The sequence below is a fragment of the Streptomyces sp. NPDC037410 genome (assembly GCF_055602235.1).
Genome location: NZ_JBVJWR010000010.1, coordinates 246402 through 265074 on the forward strand (window position 1 = coordinate 246402; position 18673 = coordinate 265074).

Here is an 18673-nt window from a genome sequence, read left to right on the forward strand (position 1 = left end):
GGGCCGCCCCGGGGAGTCCCCGGGGCGGCCCTCCTGGTGGTGCCGCTGTGCGTCAGGCGCCGCGCAGGACGGCGCCGGTGCGCTCGGCGGCCAGGGCCACCGCGGCGTCACGGGCCGCGCTGGCCTCGTCGACGGTCAGGGTGCGGTCCGGGGCGCGGAACTTCAGCGCGTACGCCAGGGACTTGCTGCCCTCGCCGAGCTGGTCGCCGGTGTAGACGTCGAACAGCCGGATGGACTCCAGGAGTTCACCCGCGCCCTCGGTGAGGGCGGCCTCGACGTCGGCGGCCGGGACGCCGGAGGCGACGACCAGGGCGACGTCCTGGGTGGCGACCGGGAAGGAGGAGATCCGGGGGGCCTTCACAGGGCCCTCGTTCGCCTTCTCCAGGAGGTCCAGGTCGATCTCCATCGCGCAGGCGCGGGCCGGGAGGCCGAACGCCTTCACCACGCGCGGGTGGAGCTCGCCGGCGTGGCCGACGAGGACCTTCTCGCCGTCCACCTCGACGTGGAACGCGGCGCAGCGGCCCGGGTGCCAGGGTGCGTGCTGGTCGGCGCTGATGATCAGCTCGACCCCGGCCTCGGCGGCCACGGTCCGGCCGGCCTCGACCGCGTCCGCCCAGTCGGACGGACGGCCCTTGCCCCACCAGCCGGCCTGCTCGCGCGCACCGGCGAGGACGACGGCGGCGCGGCGCGGCTGCGCGGGCAGCACGGCGTTGACGCGGGCGATCTCCTCGTCGGAGGGGCGGCGGTCGACGCCCAGGCGGACGGCGACGCCCGGCTGGCCCTCGGTCGGCCGGAAGACCAGACCGGTCTCGAAGAGCGCCAGGTCGTGGCTGCCGCGGCTCTCGTTGCGGCGGAGCGCGCCGAGCAGGCCCGGGAGCAGCGTCGTACGGAGCGCGGGCTCCTCGTCGGAGAGCGGGTTGACCAGCTTCACGAGGCGGCGACGGTCGTCGTCCGCGTCGAGACCGAGCTGGTCGAGGACCTGCTCGCCGATGAACGGGTAGTTCGGCGCCTCGACGTAGCCGGCGCCGGCCAGCGCGCGGCCCACCCGGCGGTGGACGCGCTGGCGGTCGGTGAGCCCGCGGCCGGCCGGGGGCTTCGGCAGCGTGGAGGGCAGGTTCTCGTAGCCCTCCAGGCGGATGACCTCTTCGGCCAGGTCGTTCGGCACGTAGAGGTCGGGACGCCACGACGGGACGGTGACGACGAGCTCGTCCTGGCCGTAGACGTCGCAGCCGACCTCCTGGAGGCGCCGGACGACGATCTCGCGGCCGTAGTCGACACCCGCGACCTTGTCGGGGTGGTTCGCCGGCATGGTGAGGGTGTGCGGCGCGGAGGGGGCGGCGACCTCGGTGACGCCGGCCTCGGCGGTGCCGCCCGCGAGCAGCACGAGCAGGTCGACGCAGCGCTGCGCGGCAGCGGCGGCGGCCTGCGGGTCGACACCGCGCTCGTAGCGCTTGGACGCCTCGGAGCCCAGCTTGTGGCGGCGGGCCGTGCGGGCGATCGAGATCGCGTCGAAGTGCGCGGACTCGATGACGACCTCGGTGGTGCCGGTGACGATGCCGGTCTCCGGGTCGGTCACCGGGTCGGCGATCTCCGTGTGGGCGCCACCCATGACGCCCGCGAGGCCGATCGGTCCGCGGTTGTCGGTGATGACCAGGTCGCCGGTGTCGAGGACCCGCGCCTTGCCGTCGAGGGTGGTGAGCTTCTCGCCGGCGGCGGCGCGGCGGACCCCGATGGGGCCGTCGATCCGCGTGCGGTCGTAGGCGTGCAGCGGCTGGCCGAGCTCGAGCATCACGTAGTTGGAGATGTCGACGGTCAGCGAGATCGGGCGCATGCCGGCCTTCTGCAGGCGGCGCTGCAGCCAGATCGGGCTGCGGGCCTCGGGGTCGAGGCCGACGACCGTACGGGCGGTGAAGCGGTCGCAGCCGATCGGGTCGGCGATCTGGACCGGGTAGCCGTACGAGTTCGGCGCGGGCACGTCGAGGAGCGCCGGGTCGCGCAGCGGCAGGCCGTAGGCGGTGGCGGTCTCGCGGGCGACGCCGCGCATCGAGAGGCAGTAGCCGCGGTCCGGGGTGACGGCGATGTCGAGGACCTCGTCGAACAGCTCCAGGAGGACCGTGGCGTCGGTGCCGACCTCGTGCTCCGGCGGCAGCACGATGATGCCGTGCGTGCCGTCGTCGCCCATGCCGAGCTCGTCGCCGGAGCAGATCATGCCCCGGGAGACGCGGCCGTACGTCTTGCGCTCGGCGATCTGGAAGTCACCGGGGAGCACGGCGCCGGGCAGGGCCACGACGACCTTGTCGCCCTCGGCGAAGTTCCGGGCGCCGCAGATGATCTCCTGGGGCTCGCCGGTGCCGTTGGCCTGGCCGACGTCGACGGTGCAGAAGCGGATGGGCTTCTTGAACTCCGTCAGCTCCTCGATGGTGAGGACCCTGCCGACCACCAGCGGGCCGGTCAGGCCGGCGCCGAGCTGCTCGACGGTCTCGACCTCGAGGCCTGCCGAAATGAGCTTGGCCTGGACGTCGCGGCCGGTAACCGTCGCCGGCAGGTCGACGTACTCCCGCAGCCAAGAAAGCGGGACCCGCATCAGATCTCCATCCCGAACGGCCGGGTGAACCGGACGTCACCCTCGACCATGTCTCGCATGTCTTCCACGTTGTGGCGGAACATCAGCATTCGCTCGATGCCGAACCCGAAGGCGAATCCGCTGTACTTCTCGGGGTCCACACCGGTGGCGACGAGCACCTTCGGGTTGACCATGCCGCAGCCGCCGAGCTCGATCCAGCCCTCGCTGCCGCAGGTGCGGCAGGGACGGTCCGGGTTGCCGACGGACTCGCCGCGGCAGACGTAGCAGAGCATGTCCATCTCTGCGGACGGCTCGGTGAAGGGGAAGAAGTTCGGCCGCAGCCGGGTCTTCATGTCCGGGCCGAAGAGCGCCTGGACCATGTGGTCGAGGGTGCCCTTGAGGTCGGCCATGGTCAGGCCCTCGTCGACGGCGAGCAGCTCGATCTGGTGGAAGACCGGGGTGTGCGTGGCGTCGAGCTCGTCGGTGCGGTAGACGCGGCCGGGGCACACCACGTAGACCGGGGGCTCCCGGTCGATGAGGGTGCGGGCCTGGACCGGCGAGGTGTGCGTACGGAGCACGACGCCGGACTCGTCGCCCGTGGTCCCTTCAGGGCCCTGGACGAAGAACGTGTCCTGCATCTGCCGGGCCGGGTGGTCCGGGACGAAGTTGAGGGCGTCGAAGTTGAACCACTCCGCCTCCACCTCGGGGCCCTCGGCGATCTCGTACCCCATGGCGACGAAGACGTCGGCGACCCGCTCCATGAGCGTGGTCAGCGGGTGCCGGGCGCCGGCCGGGACGCGGTCGTACGGCAGGGTGACGTCGACGGCCTCCTCCACCAGGACGCGGGCGTCGCGCTCGGCCTCCAGCTCGGTCTGCCGGGCGGCGAGCGCCTTGGAGACGATGCCGCGGGCCTGGCCCACGACCTTTCCGGCGGCGGCCTTGGCCTGCGGGGGCAGGGCGCCGATCTCCCGGTTGGCGAGCGCCAGCGGCGAGGTGCCACCGGTGTGCGCGGTCTTCGCATGCGCGAGCGCGTCGAGGTCGCCTGCGGCCGCGAAGGCGGCGAGCGCCTCGTCCCGCATGCGCTCGATCTCTTCCGGTTTCAAGGCCTCGACCTCGACCGGGTCGTACGACTTATTCGGTGCCGACATCTCTTCCCGTGCTTCCGTTGGCTGGCTGGGCGGCCCCGCTCGACGTCAAGGGCGCAAACGTGCCAAAGGACGAGTCTAACGGGGCGCGGGGACGCGAATGAGCCCGTGGGCAGGCCGCGCGGCCACTGATCTCGTACGGTCTCGGCTGCCGAGACGTCAGAGGAGGTGGGCCGGGGTGCCGACGGGCAGGATAAATCGGAACTCGGCCCCGCCACGGGGGCCCCGTCCGACGGTGATCGTGCCGCCGTGGGCCTCGACGACGCCCTTGACGATGTAGAGGCCGAGGCCGGTGCCGCCGCGCTTGCTGCCCCGCCAGAAGCGGGTGAAGACGCGGCTCATCGACGCTTCGGGGATGCCGGGTCCCTCGTCGCTCACGGTGACCTCCGTCCCCTCTTCTCCGTCGTCGCCCAGCGTGGTGGGCGCCACCTCGATGGTGACGGTTCCCTCGCCGTGGCGCACCGCATTTTCCAGGAGGTTCCCGAGGATCTGGTCGATCTTGTCGGGGTCCGCCCAGAGCGCGGGCAGCTGCGGCCTGATCCGTACGAAGAAACGGTCCGGGGACTGGCCGGCGGTCGTGTGCACCTGGATGTGCCGGCCGACGGCGGCGGCGAGGTCGACGGGCTGGCGGCGCACTTCGAGGCGGCCGGAGTCGATCCGGGAGATGTCGAGGAGTTCGGCGATGAGCCGCTTGATGCGGCCGGCGTCGGCGTCGACGGTCTCCAGCATGAGCCGCTTCTGCTCGTCGTTGAACCGCTCCCACTTGTCGAGGAGGGTGGCGGTGAAGCCCTTCACGGAGGTGAGCGGGGAGCGCAGTTCGTGCGCGACGGTGGCGATGAGCTCGGCGTGGCTGCGCTCGGTGCGGCGGCGCGCCTCGGTGCCGCGCAGGGAGACCACGACGCGCTGGACGGGTCCGGTGGGGTGCTCGCGGACGTACCGGGCGGAGACGAGGACCTCGCGGCCGCCGGGGAGCAGCAGGTTGCGCTCGGGCTGGCCGCGGCGGGTGGCGAGTCCGCCGTACGGATCGGTCAGCGCCCACCAGCGGCGTCCCTTGAGGTCCTCCAGGGGCAGCGCCTCGTCGAGGGGGAGGCCGAGGGCCCGGTCGCCGGGGACGGCGGTGATGCGGCCGGCGGCGGCGTTGAAGCAGACGACGCGACCGGTCTCGTCGGCGATGACGAGACCGTCGGGCAGGTCGTCGGGGTCGACCCCGGCGAAGCCGACGGGCTCGGCGGGACCGGGCGCGCCGGCGGGGCCCGGCGGGCTCGTGGGTCCGGCCGGTGCGATCCCGGGCTCGGGCGCCTCCCGGGCGGGCGGCTGAGCGCCGGGTCCCGGCTGTTCTGGGGCGGGCGGCGCGGCGCCGGGTCCCGGCTGTTCCGGGGCGTGCGCCGGGGCGCTCCGTGCCTGTGCGGGACTGTCCGTGCCGACCGTCATCCCCGTACCCCACCCCTCCGTGCAGTGCAGTGGGCCCCGAGTGCGTCACTCTACTGGGCCGGGAGGGCGGAATGGACCCCTCAGGCGGAGGTTCGGGGGCGCTGGGCGCGCGCGGAGGCGTACAGGCAGACCGCGGCGGCGGTGGCGAGGTTGAGGCTCTCGGCCTTGCCGTGGATGGGGACGCGGACGACGGCGTCGGCGAGCGCCCGGGTCTCCTCGGGCAGTCCCCAGGCCTCGTTGCCGAAGATCCAGGCGGTGGGCCCGCCCATGGTTCCGGCGTCGAGCTCGTCGTCGAGGTCGTCCTGTCCGGCCCCGTCGGCGGCGAGGATCCGTACGCCCGCGCTCTTGAGTCCGGCGACGGCCTGCTCGACGGGGACGCCGACGGCCACCGGGAGGTGGAAGAGGGAGCCGACGGAGGCGCGGACGGACTTGGGGTTGTAGAGGTCGACGGAGGCGTCGGTGAGGACGACGGCGTCGGCGCCGGCCGCGTCGGCGCAGCGCAGCACGGTGCCGGCGTTCCCGGGGTCGCGGACGTGCGCGAGGACGGCGACCAGCTTGGGCCGGGCGGCGATGATGTCCTCGAACGGCGAGTCGAGGAAGCGGCAGACGCCGACGAGGCCCTGCGGGGTGACGGTCTGGGAGACCTCGGCGAGGACGGCGTCGGAGGCGAAGTGGACGCGGGCGCCGGCGGCGCGGGCCGCGTCGACGATGGCGGTGTAGCGCTCGGCGGCTTCGACGGTGGTGAACAGCTCGACGAGGGTGGGCTCGCCACCGGAGCCGCGGTGCTCGACGGCCTCGCGGACGGCCTGCGGGCCCTCGGCGATGAAGAGGCGGTCCTTGCCCCGGAAGTTGCGCTTGGCGAGCCGCCGGGCGGCGACGACGCGCGGGGAACGCGGGGAGATCAGCTCGGGGGTGACCATGAGGTGCGGCGGTTCTCTCTTCGGGGCCGGGTGGCTTCGGGATCCGTGGCTTCGGTGAGCGGGGCGGCGGCTTCGGGCCTGTCGGGCCCGGTTCCACCGAACACCTTCCAGGGGGCAGACGCACCCGGACCCGCAGGCGCGAGGCCTGCGGGTCCGGGCAGAAGTACTGCGGCCTGGAAGATCAGGCGGCGACCTTCGGGGCGTTGACGTCGGCCGGGAGGGCCTTCTGCGCGACCTCGACCAGCGCGGCGAACGCGTTGATGTCGTTGACGGCCAGCTCGGCGAGGATCTTGCGGTCCACCTCGATGTTGGCGGCCTTCAGACCCTGGATGAGGCGGTTGTACGTCATGCCGTTCTGGCGGGCAGCGGCGTTGATGCGCTGGATCCACAGCTGACGGAAGTCGCCCTTGCGCTTCTTGCGGTCGTTGTAGTTGTAGACCAGCGAGTGGGTGACCTGCTCCTTGGCCTTGCGGTACAGGCGCGAACGCTGACCGCGGTAGCCGGAGGCCGCCTCGAGAATCGCCCGGCGCTTCTTGTGGGCGTTGACTGCCCGCTTGACGCGTGCCACTTGTTAACTCCTTGTAGCGGGGTCGTGGTTGGATTCACACGACCCGAAAAACGAATGGGTCCCGGACTTGGCCGGAAGCCCCCGTCACCGAGGGCGGGTGATCAGATCAGATGCCCAGCATCTTCTTGATCTTGGCCGCGTCGCCCGGGGCCATCTCGGCGTTGCCGGTGAGGCGACGCGTCAGCTTGGACGACTTGTGCTCGAGCAGGTGGCGCTTGCCGGCGCGCTCGCGCAGGATCTTGCCGGAGCCGGTGACCTTGAAGCGCTTCTTGGCACCGGAGTGCGTCTTGTTCTTCGGCATCGCGCCGTATCTCCTCGTCAGTGGCGCTCCCCCCGGTGCGGGCACCGGACAAGCGGGAGCGTCAGTTCTTCGTGTGGTGGTTCCGGGCGGGGCCCCGGGCTGCCTGGATGGCAGCCCGTCGGGTCACGCCTCGGGGGTCTCGGCCGGAGCCTCGGCCTCGGCCTCGACGACCGGAGCCTCGAGCTCGGCCTCGCCGGCCGGAGCCTCGGACGTCTCCTCAGCGGTGACACCCTGACGCTCGGCCTTGCGTGCGGCCTGCGCCTCACGCGCCTCGGCCATGGCCTCGGTCTTCTTCTTGTGCGGGCCGAGAACCATGATCATGTTCCGGCCGTCCTGCTTCGGGTTGGACTCGATGAAGCCAAGCTCCTCGACGTCCGACGCCAGCCGCTGCAGCAGCCGGAATCCAAGCTCGGGGCGGGACTGCTCACGACCACGGAACATGATCGTGATCTTGACCTTGTCACCCTGCTTGAGGAACCGGACGACGTGACCCTTCTTGGTGTCGTAGTCGTGCGGGTCGATCTTCGGCCGGAGCTTCATCTCCTTGATGACCGTGTGCGCCTGGTTCTTGCGCGCCTCACGGGCCTTCATGGCCGACTCGTACTTGAACTTCCCGTAGTCCATGAGCTTGCACACGGGCGGACGGGCGTTCGCCGCGACCTCGACCAGGTCGAGGTCGTACTCCTGTGCGAGCTCCAGGGCCTTGGCAAGCGGAACAATCCCGACCTGCTCGCCGCTGGGTCCGACAAGTCGCACCTCGGGAACGCGAATCCTGTCGTTGATGCGGGGCTCGGCGCTGATGGATCCTCCTCGGTAGCACCACGCGACCGCCTGGCGGACGGACGCGCAACGTCTGTTTTTTCTGAAGACCAACCGAGCCGGTACATGAAAAATGCCCCGGACGGGACACAGGCGGGGCTCCGCGGAAATACCGGAGCACCGCCGCGGTCAACCGCGGGGCGCACTTCGGGCGGCTCCATCGTCCGTACGGAACGATGGGCGCCACCTGACCGGTGACCCGCCACCCGTGAGGGTGGTCAGGTGGGAGTACGGAGCCTCCACTTGTGGGCCGGGCACGCAGGTGTCCAGCCGGTCGTTACACAAGGTTAGCAGGACCCGGCGGTCGGCGCGAACCGTACGTCCGCTTATCGTGTGGGCATGAGCGAGACGCCCCAGAACGAGTCCACGGACACCCCCGACTTCGAGAGCATGACCCGCGACATCGCGGAGGTCCCGGCGGTCGAGGTGATCGTGACCGTCGCCGTCAACCTGATGAGCGCCGCCGCCGTGAAGCTCGGGCTCACCGAGGAGGGCGAGAAGCACAAGGACCTCGACGAGGCCCGGAAGCTGATCCACGCGCTCGCGGGCCTCCTGGACGCCGGCGCGACGGAGGTCTCCTCCTTCCACGCGGCTCCCCTGCGGGACGGCCTGAAGTCCCTCCAGCTCGCCTTCCGCGAGGCCTCCCTGATCCCGGACGAGCCGGGCCAGGGACCGGGCGAGAAGTACACCGGACCGGTGTACGGCTAGAAGCCTCTTTAGTTCTTTACGTAGAAGGGCTCGCCCGGAGGCGTGGCCGAGGCCGGCAGGAGTGCCAGGTCGAGGCCCCGCACCAGGCGGGCCCTCAGTGTTTCGTCGGCGGCCAGGGCGCGGGCCACGCGCTGGGCGGCCTCCGCCGGGGAGGCGTCCGCGGCGAGGACCAGGGCGAGGGTGCCGTCGGCGGTGCCGGGCCCCAGGTGGGCGCGGAGCACCGCGGGCTCGGCGGCCACGGCGGCGCGGACCGCTTCCCGTACGGCCGGGTCGTCGAGCGGGTCGGTGCTGGAGCGGCCCTCGGCGAGGGCGAGCAGGGCGGCGCCGGTCACCTGGTACGGCACGGGCCCGGCCATGTCGAGGACCAGGGTGTCGGCCTTCTCGTGGACGAGGGCGGCGAGGGCCTGGTGGGTCGGGACGGCGACGGGCCTGGCCTGCGGGTCCCACAAGGCGAGCGCGGCGGTCGAGGTGAACGCCGGAAGGGCCCGCCGGTCGCCGGCCGTGAGGGTGGGGACGGCCATGTCGCTGGTCTTCTCCTGCTTGAGGCCGGTCTCGGGGTCGATCTCGACCTCGCCGAGGACGGCGACCACGGGGACGAGCAGCCGGGCGCCCTTGAGCGCCTCCAGGACCGGGCCGTGGGCGGTTCTGTCCTCCGCCCAGGCCGCGAGGGCCGCGGCGAGCCGCGGGTCGGCGGTGCCGTCGTCTTCGGAGAAACCGGGGTCAGGGATGTTCTTGAGCGCCACGCACCGAGCCTAACCGCCCGGTCCGGTCCGCCTGCTAGGAGGTCCGGTGGGCGCGGCGGAGTATCACCGCGGTGAGGAGCAGCAGGGCGCCGAGTCCGCCGGCGACGGGGGCGAGCAGGCCGAAGGGGCGGCTCTCCTCGGCGGCGGGGAGGGGGCCTGGCCCGAAGTAGCGGCCCTGGTATCCGGAGGCGACGGACTTGGGGTCGCCGGCCTTGATCCGGCTGCCGGCGGCGATCGCGGCGGCCGGGTCGACCGTCCCGTACCCCTTGGCGTCGCTGCGGCCGCCCTTCGGCCGGTTGCGGGCGGTGTCGACGAGCAGCCGCTTGATCTGGGCCGGGGTGAGGTCGGGGTGGGCGGAGCGGACGAGGGCGACGGCCCCGGAGACGAACGCGGCGGCGGCGCTGGTGCCCCAGCCCTCGTAGTAGCGGTGGTCGGGGTCGGCGATGACGATGTCGTCGCCGGGGGCGCTGACGGTGGCGTACCAGCGGCGGGTGGAGAAGGCGGCGTGGGTGCCGTAGCGGTCGACGGCGGCGGCGGCGATGACGCCGGGGTAGGCGGCGGGGTAGGAGATGTGGTCGCCCTTCTCGCCTCCGTTGCCGGCGGAGGCGACGACGGAGACGCCCCGGGCGAGGGCGTACTGGACGGCGGCGTCCTCGCCGGCGTCGGGGTGGGCGGACTTGGAGTCGTCGCCGAGGGAGAGGTTGATGACGTCGGCGCCGTGGTCGGCGGCCCAGCGGATGCCCTCGGCGAGGGCCGTGCCGCGGGTCTTGCGGGCCTTGTCGCGGGCCTTGTCGGTGGACTCCAGGATGACCCGCACGGGCAGGATCCGGACGTCGGGGGCGACGCCGAGGACGCCGTCCTCGGCGCCGGGGCCGTGGCCGTGCCCGGCGATGATGCCGGCCATGGCGGTGCCGTGGCGGGCCCAGGCGCGGTCGCCCTTCGAGGCGCCGAAGCCGACGAGGTCGCGTCCGGCGAGGACCGAACCCGCGAGGTCCGGGTGGTCGGCGTCGACGCCGGTGTCGAGGACGGCGACGGTGATGCCCCGGCCCTTGGTGGTGCGCCAGGCCTCCGTGGTGTGCAGGGCTTCGAGGCCCCACTGGCGGGCCCGGATGGTGTCGGCGTGCGCGGGGGCGGTGGTGGCGGGCAGCACGGAGAACGCGGCGGCGAGCAGGGCGACCGCGCCGCCGCGGGCCCGGCGGCGGTGGGTGGGTCGGATCACCGGGCGTTCTCCTTGGCGGCCGTGGTGGCGGCCGTGCGCAGCAGTCGTACGAGGCGTTCGGTGATGCCCTTGGCCTCGTGGCCGAGGCCGGACTGGGCGGTGGCGTCGGTACGGTTCGCGGTCATGGCCCGGTCGGCGGGCACGGGGCCGCCGTCGACGGTCCGGCCGTCGGCGAAGCCGGAGACGGCGGTGACGACGACGGGGAGGTCGGCGGGGGCGTTCAGCCACCAGGCGGCGCGCTGCGGGGCGCGGAAGCGGGCGGCGACGGTGCCGGGGCCGGCGAGGGCCGGAGGGACGTCGGCGCCGAGGCGGGTGGTGAGGTCCTGGCCCAGGGTGCGCTGGTCGGACGCATCGGCCCGGGTGAAGACGAGCCCGACGGTGATCACGCTGCTGGCGGTGGCGTCGGTGTACGTGGCGCGCAGGACGCGCGCGCAGCCGAGCGGCTCGACGGTGGCGAGGAGGCCCTTGGCGAGGACGGCGGGGGTGCAGTCGGCGTCGGGGGCGACGACGATCCGGGTCCAGGTGCGGTCGGCACCGCCGGGGCCGGCGCCGGGGCCGGTCAGGGTGCGGGGGAAGAGGGTGTCGACGGGGGCGTCGTGCCAGAGGTCCTTCGCCTCCGCGTACCCGACGGGTTCGACGGGCTTCCCGGGCTCGGCCGCGGCCAGCCACACCCCGGCGAGCGCACCGCCGATGAGCCCGAACCCGAGCACGGCACAGACGGCGACGGCGACGGTCCGCCCGACCCGCCGCTCCCGCACGACCCGCAGCCGCGCGGTGACCTCGACGGGCATCTCGACGGACACCTCGGGCGGGAGCGCGCCGGGGCCTCGGTAGGGGGGCGCGGGGACGGTCAGGGACCCGGCCGCCGGGGCGGGCCGGGCAGGACCGGCGGGGGCGGGCACGGGCTGGGGCCCGGACGGGGCGACTCCGGGCCGGGGCCCCACCCCGGTCGCCGCGAGGCGGCCCGGGCCGGGCGTCGGACGGGTGGAGGCGCCCATCGGTCCGGCGGGGGCCGTGGAAGGCACGGGCGGGGCAGCCGCCGGGTGTCGGGGAGCGGTCGTCGTGCCGGCGGGGGCCGTCGTCGGGCGGGGCGGCGTGGCCGGGGGGACGGCTGCGGGGCGGGGGGCCGTGGCCGCCGGGGGGATTCTGCGGAGGCGGGTCGTGGTCTCCGTTGCCGGGGGGTCCGTCGGGAGCAGGGCTTCCGTGATGCGGGACGGTGTGGGCTCGCCGGTCATCCCCGTTCCCCCGCTCGTGTCGACAATGCCCGTCACTCTACGGGCTGTTCCCCCGCGCACGGGAACCCAGGGGCTACCCACCCGTAAACCCGTCTGGCAAGCTCGGGCCATGACTCCCCGTGCCGCCGACCGGGCTCGTTACGACCGGGCCACCGCTCATCTCGACGCGCCCGTGGCGATCGTCGACCTGGAGGCCTTCGACGCGAACGCGGCGGACCTCGTGCGCCGGGCCGGGGGCAAGCCGATCCGGGTGGCGAGCAAGTCCGTGCGGTGCCGGGCGCTGCTGGAGCGGGTGCTGGCGCGGGACGGGTTCGCCGGGATCATGTCGTTCACGCTGGACGAGTCGTTGTGGCTGGCCCGTGCCGGATTCGAGGACGTGCTGCTCGCGTATCCGTCGGCGGACCGGTCCGGGTTCGGGGAGCTCGCGCGGGATCCGAAGCTCGCCGCCGCGGTGACCGTCATGGTGGACGACGTGGCGCAGCTCGATCTGATCGACGCCGCCCGCGCGGGCGGGACGGAGGAGGTGCGGGTCTGTCTGGAGCTGGACACGGCGCTGCACCTGTTCGGGGGGCGGATACGGGTCGGGGCCCGGCGTTCCCCGCTCCGGACGCCCGCCGACCTGGCCGAGCTGGCCCGGTCCGTGGTGCGGCGGCCCGGTTTCCGGCTCGTCGGGATCATGGCGTACGAGGGGCATGTCGCCGGGGTCGGGGACTCGGTCGCGGGCCGGCCGCTGCGTTCGCGGGCGATCCGGCTGATGCAGTCCGCCGCCCGCAAGGAGCTCGCGGAGCGCAGGGCGGCCGTGGTGCGGGCCGTCCGGGCGGTGGCGCCGGACCTGGAGTTCGTGAACGGCGGCGGCACCGGCAGCGTGCAGCACACGGCCGCCGAGGACGCGGTGACCGAGATCGCGGCGGGTTCGGGCCTTTTCGTGCCGCGCCTCTTCGACGACTACACGTCCTTCTCGGGCCGCCCCGCCGCGCTCTTCGCGCAGCCGGTGGTCCGCCGCCCCGGTGTGGGCGTGGTGACGGTGCTCGGCGGCGGCTACCCGGCGTCGGGTGTCGCGGGCCCGGACCGGCTGCCCGTCCCGTACCTGCCGGAGGGGCTGCGGTACGACGCCCAGGAGGGTCCGGGCGAGGTGCAGACCCCGCTGCTCGGCTCCCCCGCCGACGACCTGCGGATCGGCGACAAGGTCTGGTTCCGGCACGCGAAGGCCGGGGAGCTGTGCGAGCGGTTCGAGAGCCTGCACCTGGTCGAGGGCGATCGCGTGACGGCGACCGTGCCCACGTACCGGGGTGAGGGGATGACCTTCCTCTAGCCTCTAGTACACGGAGTCGAGCTGGTCCGGGACCACCGTGCCGTCCGTGCGGCGGACCGGGGCCGGCGTGCCGTCGCTCGCCGTGTAGCCGGTCGTGGCGCAGGGGTACGGGGTCGTCTTCCGCTTCTTCGGCTCGATGAACATGGGGTTGACGAGCCAGCGCCCGTCGCCGTTCTCGTAGGCCCGGCACATGAGTTCGTTCTTGTTGCGGTTGAGGACCAGGCGCAGTCCGGTGGCGTCCCGCAGGAAGGAGACGTCGGTGTCGGAGTCGCCGGCGGCGAGGACCTGGCGGCGGGCGGCGGGCTGGACGCGCTCGGCGGCGGGGCCGTGGACGCCGAGGATCTCCTGGTTGATCCAGCAGCGCTTGCCGTCGATGTAGGTGATCATCGCGTCCTCGCCGTCGCGGACGGTGCCGCAGCCCTTGAGGTGGCTGGTGAGGCGGCCGTGGTCGGTGGTGTTGCGGATGCCGACCGCGTGGGAGGGGTCGACGCCGGCGCCCTTCGCCCAGACGTCGACGACGGGTTCGGGTGAGGCGGAGACGATCCAGACGTCGAAGCCGCCGTCCTTGAGGGCGCGGATGAGGTCCCGCTGCTGGTCGTAGTAGCGGACCCAGCCGGTGACCTGCGCGCTGCCGACCCGCTGGGTCGCGCCCTGCGGGGCGGCGAGGTTCTCGGCGCGGGCGGCGGCCGCGAAGGAGGCGGCCTGGCGGGTGGTCCAGCCGTGCAGGAGCTGGGCGAGCCAGGCGTACTGGGGCTCCATGCGGCGGTGGTCGTAGCCGGCGAAGGCCGTCGCGCCGGCGGTCGTGGTGCCGTTCCCGTACACGGAGAGGAGTTCGTCGGCGCAGCGCGTGCCGGTGGCCGTGGGGAGGGTGCGGACGCCGGTGGGGCAGGCCGCGCGGAGGAACGCGGCGGCCCCCGGAGCACGACGGTTGGTGTTGGACCAGTCGCCATGCTCCGGGGACCGAATGCTCTCGTTGCGCAGGAGCCATTGGAGCTCTCTCCCGGATGAATCCAGGAGACTCCCTCCTCCCTCACGGGGGCGGGTTTGACGGCGCTTATGTCCGTCCGGCGACGATCCTCCCGACCGCCGGAGCAAGTACGAGACCCGCTCGGGTTGTTGGGGGTTTGGTTGTCACCCCCGACATGGCGCTGATCCTATCAGCGCCATGGAGTGATGCTGTGGCGTTTCGCTCCCTTGCTGTCGATTCGCACTCTCCAGGGTGAACGCACGACAGCCGGGCGCCTTGCGACGCCCGGCTGTCGGGTGGGGGGATCCGGGGTGGCGGCGGCGAGGCCTAGAGCGGGGTCACGTACGCCCCGGAGATGCCGCCGTCGACGAGGAAGTCGCTGGCGTTGACGAAGGAGGAGTCGTCGCTCGCGAGGAAGGCGACGGCGGCGGCGATCTCCTCGGCCTCGGCGAAACGGCCGACGGGGATGTGGACGAGGCGGCGCGCGGCCCGCTCGGGGTCCTTGGCGAACAGCTCCTGGAGAAGGGGGGTGTTGACCGGCCCGGGGCACAGGGCGTTGACGCGGATGCCCTCGCGGGCGAACTGGACGCCCAGCTCGCGTGACATGGCGAGGACGCCGCCCTTGGACGCGGTGTACGAGATCTGGCTGGTCGCGGCGCCCATGATGGCGACGAAGGAGGCGGTGTTGATGATGGAGCCCTTGCCCTGGCGGCGCATGTAGGGCAGGGCGGCCTTGCAGCAGAGGTAGACGGAGGTGAGGTTGACGTCCTGGACGCGCTTCCAGGCCTCCAGGCCGGTCTCCAGGATGGAGTCGTCGTCGGGGGGCGAGATGCCGGCGTTGTTGAAGGCGATGTCGACGGAGCCGTACGTGTCGAAGGCGACCTTGAAGAGGTTCTCGACCTGCTCGGGGTCCGTGACGTCGACCTGCACGAAGGTGCCGCCGACCTCCTCCGCGGCCGCCTTGCCGGCGGTCTCGTCGATGTCGCCGCAGACGACGTTGGCGCCTTCGGAGGCGAGCCGGCGGGCGGTGGCGAGGCCGATGCCGCTGCCGGCTCCGGTGATGACGGCGGTGCGGCCGACGAGCCGGCGGCAGATGTTCTCTTCGTTGCTGATGGTGATCACAGTGCGGGGCCCTCCGTGCTGATGAAGACGTTCTTGGTCTCGGTGAAGGCGGTCAGGGCGTCGGGGCCGAGTTCGCGGCCGAGGCCGGACTGCTGGTACCCGCCGAACGGGGTCCAGTAGCGGACGCTGGAGTGGGAGTTGACGGAGAGGTTGCCGGCCCGGACGGCGCGGGAGGTGCGCAGGGCGCGGCCGACGTCGCGGGTCCAGAGGGAGCCGGACAGGCCGTACTCGGTGGCGTTGGCGAGGCGGATCGCGTCGGCCTCGTCCTCGAAGGGGAGGACGACGGCGACGGGTCCGAAGATCTCCTCGACGGCGCAGGGGGCGTTCTCGGGGACTCCGGTGAGGACGGTCGGCGGGAACCAGAAGCCGGGGCCTTCCGGGGCCTTCCCCCGGATGCCTTCGAGGTCGTCGGTGACGTAGGAGCGGACGCGGTCGAGCTGGGCGCGGGAGATGAGCGGGCCCATCTGGGTGCGCTCGTCGGAGGGGTCGCCGACGACGATCTCCTCGATGGCGGGGGTGAGGAGCTCAAGGAAGCGGTCGTACACGCTCCGCTGGACGAGGATGCGGGTGCGGGCGCAGCAGTCCTGGCCGCTGTTGTCGAGGAAGGCCATCGGCGCCGCGGCGGCGGCCGCCTCCAGGTCCGCGTCGGCGAAGACGATGTTGGGGCTCTTGCCGCCGAGTTCGAGGGTGACCCGCTTCACCTGGTCGGCGCACTTCGCCATGATCGACTTTCCGACCCGGGTGGAGCCGGTGAAGACGATCTTGGCGATGCCGGGGTGTTCGACGAGGGCGTTCCCGGCGACGGGGCCGGTGCCGGGGAGTACCTGGAAGAGGCCTTCGGGCAGGCCTGCCTCCAGGGCGAGTTCGGCGAGGCGGAGCGCGGTGAGCGGGGTGGTCTCGGCCGGCTTGAGGAGGACGGCGTTGCCGGCGGCGAGGGCGGGTGCGGTGGCCCAGGCGGCGATCGGCATGGGGAAGTTCCAGGGCGCGATGACACCGACGACGCCGAGCGGTTCGAGGATCGTGATGTCGAGGCCGCCGGCCACCGGGATCTGGCGGCCGTTGAGGCGCTCCACTCCCCCGGCGGCGAAGTCGAGCAGGTCGCGGACGTTGCCTGCCTCCCAGCGGGCGTTGCCGATGGTGTGGCCGGCCTCGGTGACCTCCAGACGGGCCAGTTCCTCGATGTGGTCGTCGACGACGGCGGCGAAGCGGCGGAGCAGCCGGGCCCGGTCGGCGGGCGCGGCGGCGGCCCAGCCGCGCTGGGCGGCGCCGGCGCGGGCGACGGCGGCGTCGACCTCGGCGGGGGTGGCGGCGGGGACGGTGGCGACGAGTTCCTCGGTCGCCGGGTTCAGTACCTGGAGCAACGCTTTCCTCTCTTTACTCGCCGACTCAGTGGCGTTCGAAGGAGCGGCGCAGCTCCCAGTCGGTCACCGCGGCGTCGAAGGCGTCGAGTTCGACGCGGGCCATGTTGCGGTAGTGGGCGACGACCTCGGCGCCGAAGGCGGCCTTGGCGATCTCGCTGGTCTCCCAGAGTTCGGCGGCCTCGCGCAGCGTGGTGGGGACGTGCGCGTACTCGCCGGTGTACGCGTTCCCGGTGCAGGGCGCGGGCAGTTCGAGGCGCTGCTCGATGCCGTACAGGCCGGCGGCGATCAGGCCGGCGACGGCGAGGTGGGGGTTGACGTCGCCGCCGGGGAGGCGGTTCTCGAAGCGGGTGGAGCGGCCGTGGCCGACGACGCGGAGGGCACAGGTGCGGTTGTCGTGGCCCCAGGCGACGGCGGTGGGCGCGAAGGAGCCGGGCTGGAACCGCTTGTAGGAGTTGATGTTCGGGGCGTAGAGGAGGGAGAAGTCGCGGAGGGCGGCGAGCTGTCCGGCGAGGAAGTGCCGCATGGTCTCGGACATCCCCTGCGGGTCGTCCCCGGCCATCACGTTCTCTCCGTCGGCGTTCTGGAGGGAGAGGTGGATGTGGCAGGAGTTGCCCTCGCGCTCGTTGTACTTCGCCATGAAGGTGAGCGAGTAGCCCTCCTGGGCGGCGATCTCCTTGGCGCCCGTCTTGTAGACGGCGTGCTGGTCGCAGGTGACGAGGGCCTCGTCGTACTTGAAGGCGATCTCGTGCTGGCCGGGGTTGCACTCGCCCTTGGCGGACTCGACGGTGAGTCCGGCGCCGGCCATCTCGTTGCGGATGCGGCGCAGGAGCGGTTCGATGCGTCCGGTACCGAGGACGGAGTAGTCGATGTTGTACTGGTTGGCGGGGGTGAGGCCGCGGTAGTTCGCGTCCCAGGCCTGCTCGTAGCTGTCCTTGAAGACGATGAACTCGAGCTCGGTGCCGACGTGGGCCGTGAGGCCGAGCTCCGCGAGGCGCTCCAGCTGGCGTCGGAGGATCTGGCGGGGCGCGGCGACGACCGGGGTGCCGTCGGCCCAGGCGAGGTCGGCGGTCACCATGGCGGTGGCCTCGTTCCAGGGCAGGCGGCGGAGGGTGGTGAGGTCGGGGTGCATCGCGAAGTCGCCGTAGCCGCGGTCCCAGGAGGACATCTCGTAGCCGTCGACGGTGTTCATCTCGGTGTCGACGGCGAGGAGGTAGTTGCAGCCCTCGGTGCCGTGGCCGAGGACCTCGTCCAGGAAGAACGGTGCGGCGAACCGCTTGCCCTGGAGGCGTCCCTGCATGTCGGGGAAGGCCAGGACGACGGTGTCGATCTCGCCGCTCGCGACGAGGGCGCGCAGCTCCTCGACGGTGAGCGGGGGTGTGCGGTCTGCCACGGGAATGCTCCTCCTTCGGCCTGCCGGGAGCCATAAGGTATTGCGGAAGACCATTGCTTGGGAAGTCCTGGAGAAAGGGAAACGAGAACGTGGCCAGTACGAGTGAATCGGCGGACCGGCTGACGCCCGTGCTGCGGCCGGTGCGGGCGGGCAACGGCTTCGAGGAGGCCCTGGAGCAGATCCTCCAGGTGGTGCGGCTCGGTCTGGTGCCGGGCGGGGAGCGGCTGCCCGCCGAGCGGGAGCTCGCCGACCGGATGGGGATCAGCCGGGTGACCCTGCGCGAGGTCCTGAAGGTCCTCCAGGAGCAGGGGCTCGTGGAGAGCCGGCGGGGCAGGTACGGCGGCACGTTCGTGCTGCCGAGGACGCAGACGGCCGACGAGGACGAGCTGCGCCGCCGGATCGCCACGGTCGACATGGAGGACACCCTGCGCTTCCGTGAGGTCCTGGAGGTGGGGGCCGCCGGGCTCTGCGCGGCCCACGGCCTCGACGCGGCGGGCGCCGAGCGGCTGCGGACGGCCGTCGCGGCGACCCATGACGCCCCGCTGGCCGATTACCGCCGTCAGGACACCCTGCTCCACCTCACGCTCGCGGAGCTCTCCGGCTCGCCGACGCTGACGGCCCAGTACGCGGCCGTGCGCGCGACGGTGAACGACCTCCTGGACTGCATCCCCCTGCTCGTACGCAACCTGGAGCACTCCCAGCACCAGCACACGGCCCTGGTGGAGGCGGTCCTCGACGGGGACGCGGACGCGGCGCGCGAGGTGATGCGGGAGCACTGCGCGGGCACGGCGGCACTGCTGCGGGGCTTCCTGACGTGAGGGTCGGGCAAGGCCCGGACGTGAGGGTCAGGACAGGCCCGGACGCGGGGG

Annotated in this window: 17 protein-coding genes; 3 read left to right on the forward strand and 14 right to left on the reverse strand. The window is 72.8% G+C overall.

The window, feature by feature from the left end; translation table 11 throughout:
* Positions 1 to 52: 52 nt before the first annotated feature.
* The 7 genes from pheT to infC form a co-directional block, all read right to left on the reverse strand.
* Positions 53 to 2584: a phenylalanine--tRNA ligase subunit beta gene (gene pheT, locus ACZ7HT_RS19345; protein ID WP_471167038.1), complete on the reverse strand. Its 2532-nt coding sequence runs from the start codon at positions 2582 to 2584 to the stop codon at positions 53 to 55.
* Complete coding sequence (gene pheS / locus ACZ7HT_RS19350; protein ID WP_471167040.1) at positions 2584 to 3711, reverse strand: phenylalanine--tRNA ligase subunit alpha; 1128 nt, start codon at positions 3709 to 3711, stop codon at positions 2584 to 2586. Before pheS ends, pheT begins: the two co-directional genes overlap by 1 nt.
* A gap of 156 nt (positions 3712 to 3867) precedes the next feature.
* Positions 3868 to 5139 (reverse strand): sensor histidine kinase, encoded by a 1272-nt coding sequence (locus ACZ7HT_RS19355; RefSeq protein ID WP_471167043.1) that lies wholly within the window; start codon positions 5137 to 5139, stop codon positions 3868 to 3870.
* Positions 5140 to 5219: 80 nt separating this feature from the next.
* A complete protein-coding gene (locus ACZ7HT_RS19360; RefSeq protein WP_116161927.1) occupies positions 5220 to 6059 on the reverse strand; it encodes a TrmH family RNA methyltransferase in 840 nt (279 codons plus the stop codon).
* Positions 6060 to 6240: 181 nt separating this feature from the next.
* Positions 6241 to 6627, reverse strand: a complete 387-nt coding sequence (gene rplT, locus ACZ7HT_RS19365) for a 50S ribosomal protein L20 (RefSeq protein WP_056566486.1) — start codon at positions 6625 to 6627, stop codon at positions 6241 to 6243.
* A 106-nt stretch (positions 6628 to 6733) separates the two neighbouring features.
* Positions 6734 to 6928, reverse strand: a complete 195-nt coding sequence (gene rpmI, locus ACZ7HT_RS19370; RefSeq protein WP_015032399.1) for a 50S ribosomal protein L35 — start codon at positions 6926 to 6928, stop codon at positions 6734 to 6736.
* A gap of 123 nt (positions 6929 to 7051) precedes the next feature.
* Positions 7052 to 7801, reverse strand: a complete 750-nt coding sequence (gene infC / locus ACZ7HT_RS19375; RefSeq protein ID WP_471167049.1) for a translation initiation factor IF-3 — start codon at positions 7799 to 7801, stop codon at positions 7052 to 7054.
* A gap of 285 nt (positions 7802 to 8086) precedes the next feature.
* Here infC and ACZ7HT_RS19380 point away from each other — a divergent pair, with 285 nt between their 5' ends.
* Positions 8087 to 8455 carry a DUF1844 domain-containing protein gene (locus tag ACZ7HT_RS19380; protein WP_041128341.1) on the forward strand — a complete coding sequence of 123 codons (369 nt, stop codon included), beginning with the start codon at positions 8087 to 8089 and terminating at the stop codon, positions 8453 to 8455.
* Positions 8456 to 8463: 8 nt separating this feature from the next.
* Here ACZ7HT_RS19380 and ACZ7HT_RS19385 read toward each other — a convergent pair whose 3' ends face one another.
* Genes ACZ7HT_RS19385 through ACZ7HT_RS19395 form a run of 3 tightly spaced genes read right to left on the reverse strand, consistent with a single transcriptional unit; the run spans position 8464 to position 11442 of the window.
* Positions 8464 to 9198, reverse strand: coding sequence for an SseB family protein (locus tag ACZ7HT_RS19385; protein WP_471167052.1), 735 nt, complete (start codon positions 9196 to 9198; stop codon positions 8464 to 8466).
* A gap of 34 nt (positions 9199 to 9232) precedes the next feature.
* A complete protein-coding gene (gene mycP / locus ACZ7HT_RS19390) occupies positions 9233 to 10414 on the reverse strand; it encodes a type VII secretion-associated serine protease mycosin (protein ID WP_471167136.1) in 1182 nt (393 codons plus the stop codon).
* Entirely contained in the window at positions 10414 to 11442 is a 1029-nt protein-coding gene (locus tag ACZ7HT_RS19395; RefSeq protein ID WP_471167054.1) for a hypothetical protein, read from the reverse strand. The genes mycP and ACZ7HT_RS19395 overlap by 1 nt, the downstream gene beginning before the upstream one ends.
* A 319-nt stretch (positions 11443 to 11761) precedes the next feature.
* Between ACZ7HT_RS19395 and ACZ7HT_RS19400 the strand changes: the two genes are divergently transcribed.
* Positions 11762 to 12964, forward strand: a complete 1203-nt coding sequence (locus ACZ7HT_RS19400; protein ID WP_471167056.1) for an amino acid deaminase/aldolase — start codon at positions 11762 to 11764, stop codon at positions 12962 to 12964.
* Between the two features lie 3 nt (positions 12965 to 12967).
* Here ACZ7HT_RS19400 and ACZ7HT_RS19405 read toward each other — a convergent pair whose 3' ends face one another.
* The 4 genes from ACZ7HT_RS19405 to ACZ7HT_RS19420 form a co-directional block, all read right to left on the reverse strand.
* Complete coding sequence (locus ACZ7HT_RS19405; RefSeq protein ID WP_471167059.1) at positions 12968 to 13786, reverse strand: haloacid dehalogenase-like hydrolase; 819 nt, start codon at positions 13784 to 13786, stop codon at positions 12968 to 12970.
* A 472-nt stretch (positions 13787 to 14258) separates the two neighbouring features.
* On the reverse strand, positions 14259 to 15044 hold the full coding sequence (locus ACZ7HT_RS19410) for a 3-oxoacyl-ACP reductase (RefSeq protein ID WP_471167138.1): 786 nt from the start codon (positions 15042 to 15044) through the stop codon (positions 14259 to 14261).
* Between the two features lie 5 nt (positions 15045 to 15049).
* A complete protein-coding gene (locus ACZ7HT_RS19415) occupies positions 15050 to 16414 on the reverse strand; it encodes an aldehyde dehydrogenase family protein (protein ID WP_471167062.1) in 1365 nt (454 codons plus the stop codon).
* A gap of 25 nt (positions 16415 to 16439) precedes the next feature.
* Positions 16440 to 17804: a glutamine synthetase family protein gene (locus tag ACZ7HT_RS19420; protein WP_471167065.1), complete on the reverse strand. Its 1365-nt coding sequence runs from the start codon at positions 17802 to 17804 to the stop codon at positions 16440 to 16442.
* Between the two features lie 89 nt (positions 17805 to 17893).
* Here ACZ7HT_RS19420 and ACZ7HT_RS19425 point away from each other — a divergent pair, with 89 nt between their 5' ends.
* Positions 17894 to 18622: a FadR/GntR family transcriptional regulator gene (locus ACZ7HT_RS19425; protein WP_189804500.1), complete on the forward strand. Its 729-nt coding sequence runs from the start codon at positions 17894 to 17896 to the stop codon at positions 18620 to 18622.
* Positions 18623 to 18673: the final 51 nt, after the last annotated feature.

Bases quoted from the DNA above. Each gene is read 5' to 3' on its own strand.
- pheT (WP_471167038.1), bottom strand. From the start codon at position 2,584: ATGCGGGTCCCGCTTTCTTGGCTGCGGGAGTACGTCGACCTGCCGGCG.
- pheS (WP_471167040.1), bottom strand. From the start codon at position 3,711: ATGTCGGCACCGAATAAGTCGTACGACCCGGTCGAGGTCGAGGCCTTG.
- ACZ7HT_RS19355 (WP_471167043.1), bottom strand. From the start codon at position 5,139: ATGACGGTCGGCACGGACAGTCCCGCACAGGCACGGAGCGCCCCGGCG.
- ACZ7HT_RS19360 (WP_116161927.1), bottom strand. From the start codon at position 6,059: ATGGTCACCCCCGAGCTGATCTCCCCGCGTTCCCCGCGCGTCGTCGCC.
- rpmI (WP_015032399.1), bottom strand. From the start codon at position 6,928: ATGCCGAAGAACAAGACGCACTCCGGTGCCAAGAAGCGCTTCAAGGTC.
- ACZ7HT_RS19380 (WP_041128341.1), top strand. From the start codon at position 8,087: ATGAGCGAGACGCCCCAGAACGAGTCCACGGACACCCCCGACTTCGAG.
- ACZ7HT_RS19400 (WP_471167056.1), top strand. From the start codon at position 11,762: ATGACTCCCCGTGCCGCCGACCGGGCTCGTTACGACCGGGCCACCGCT.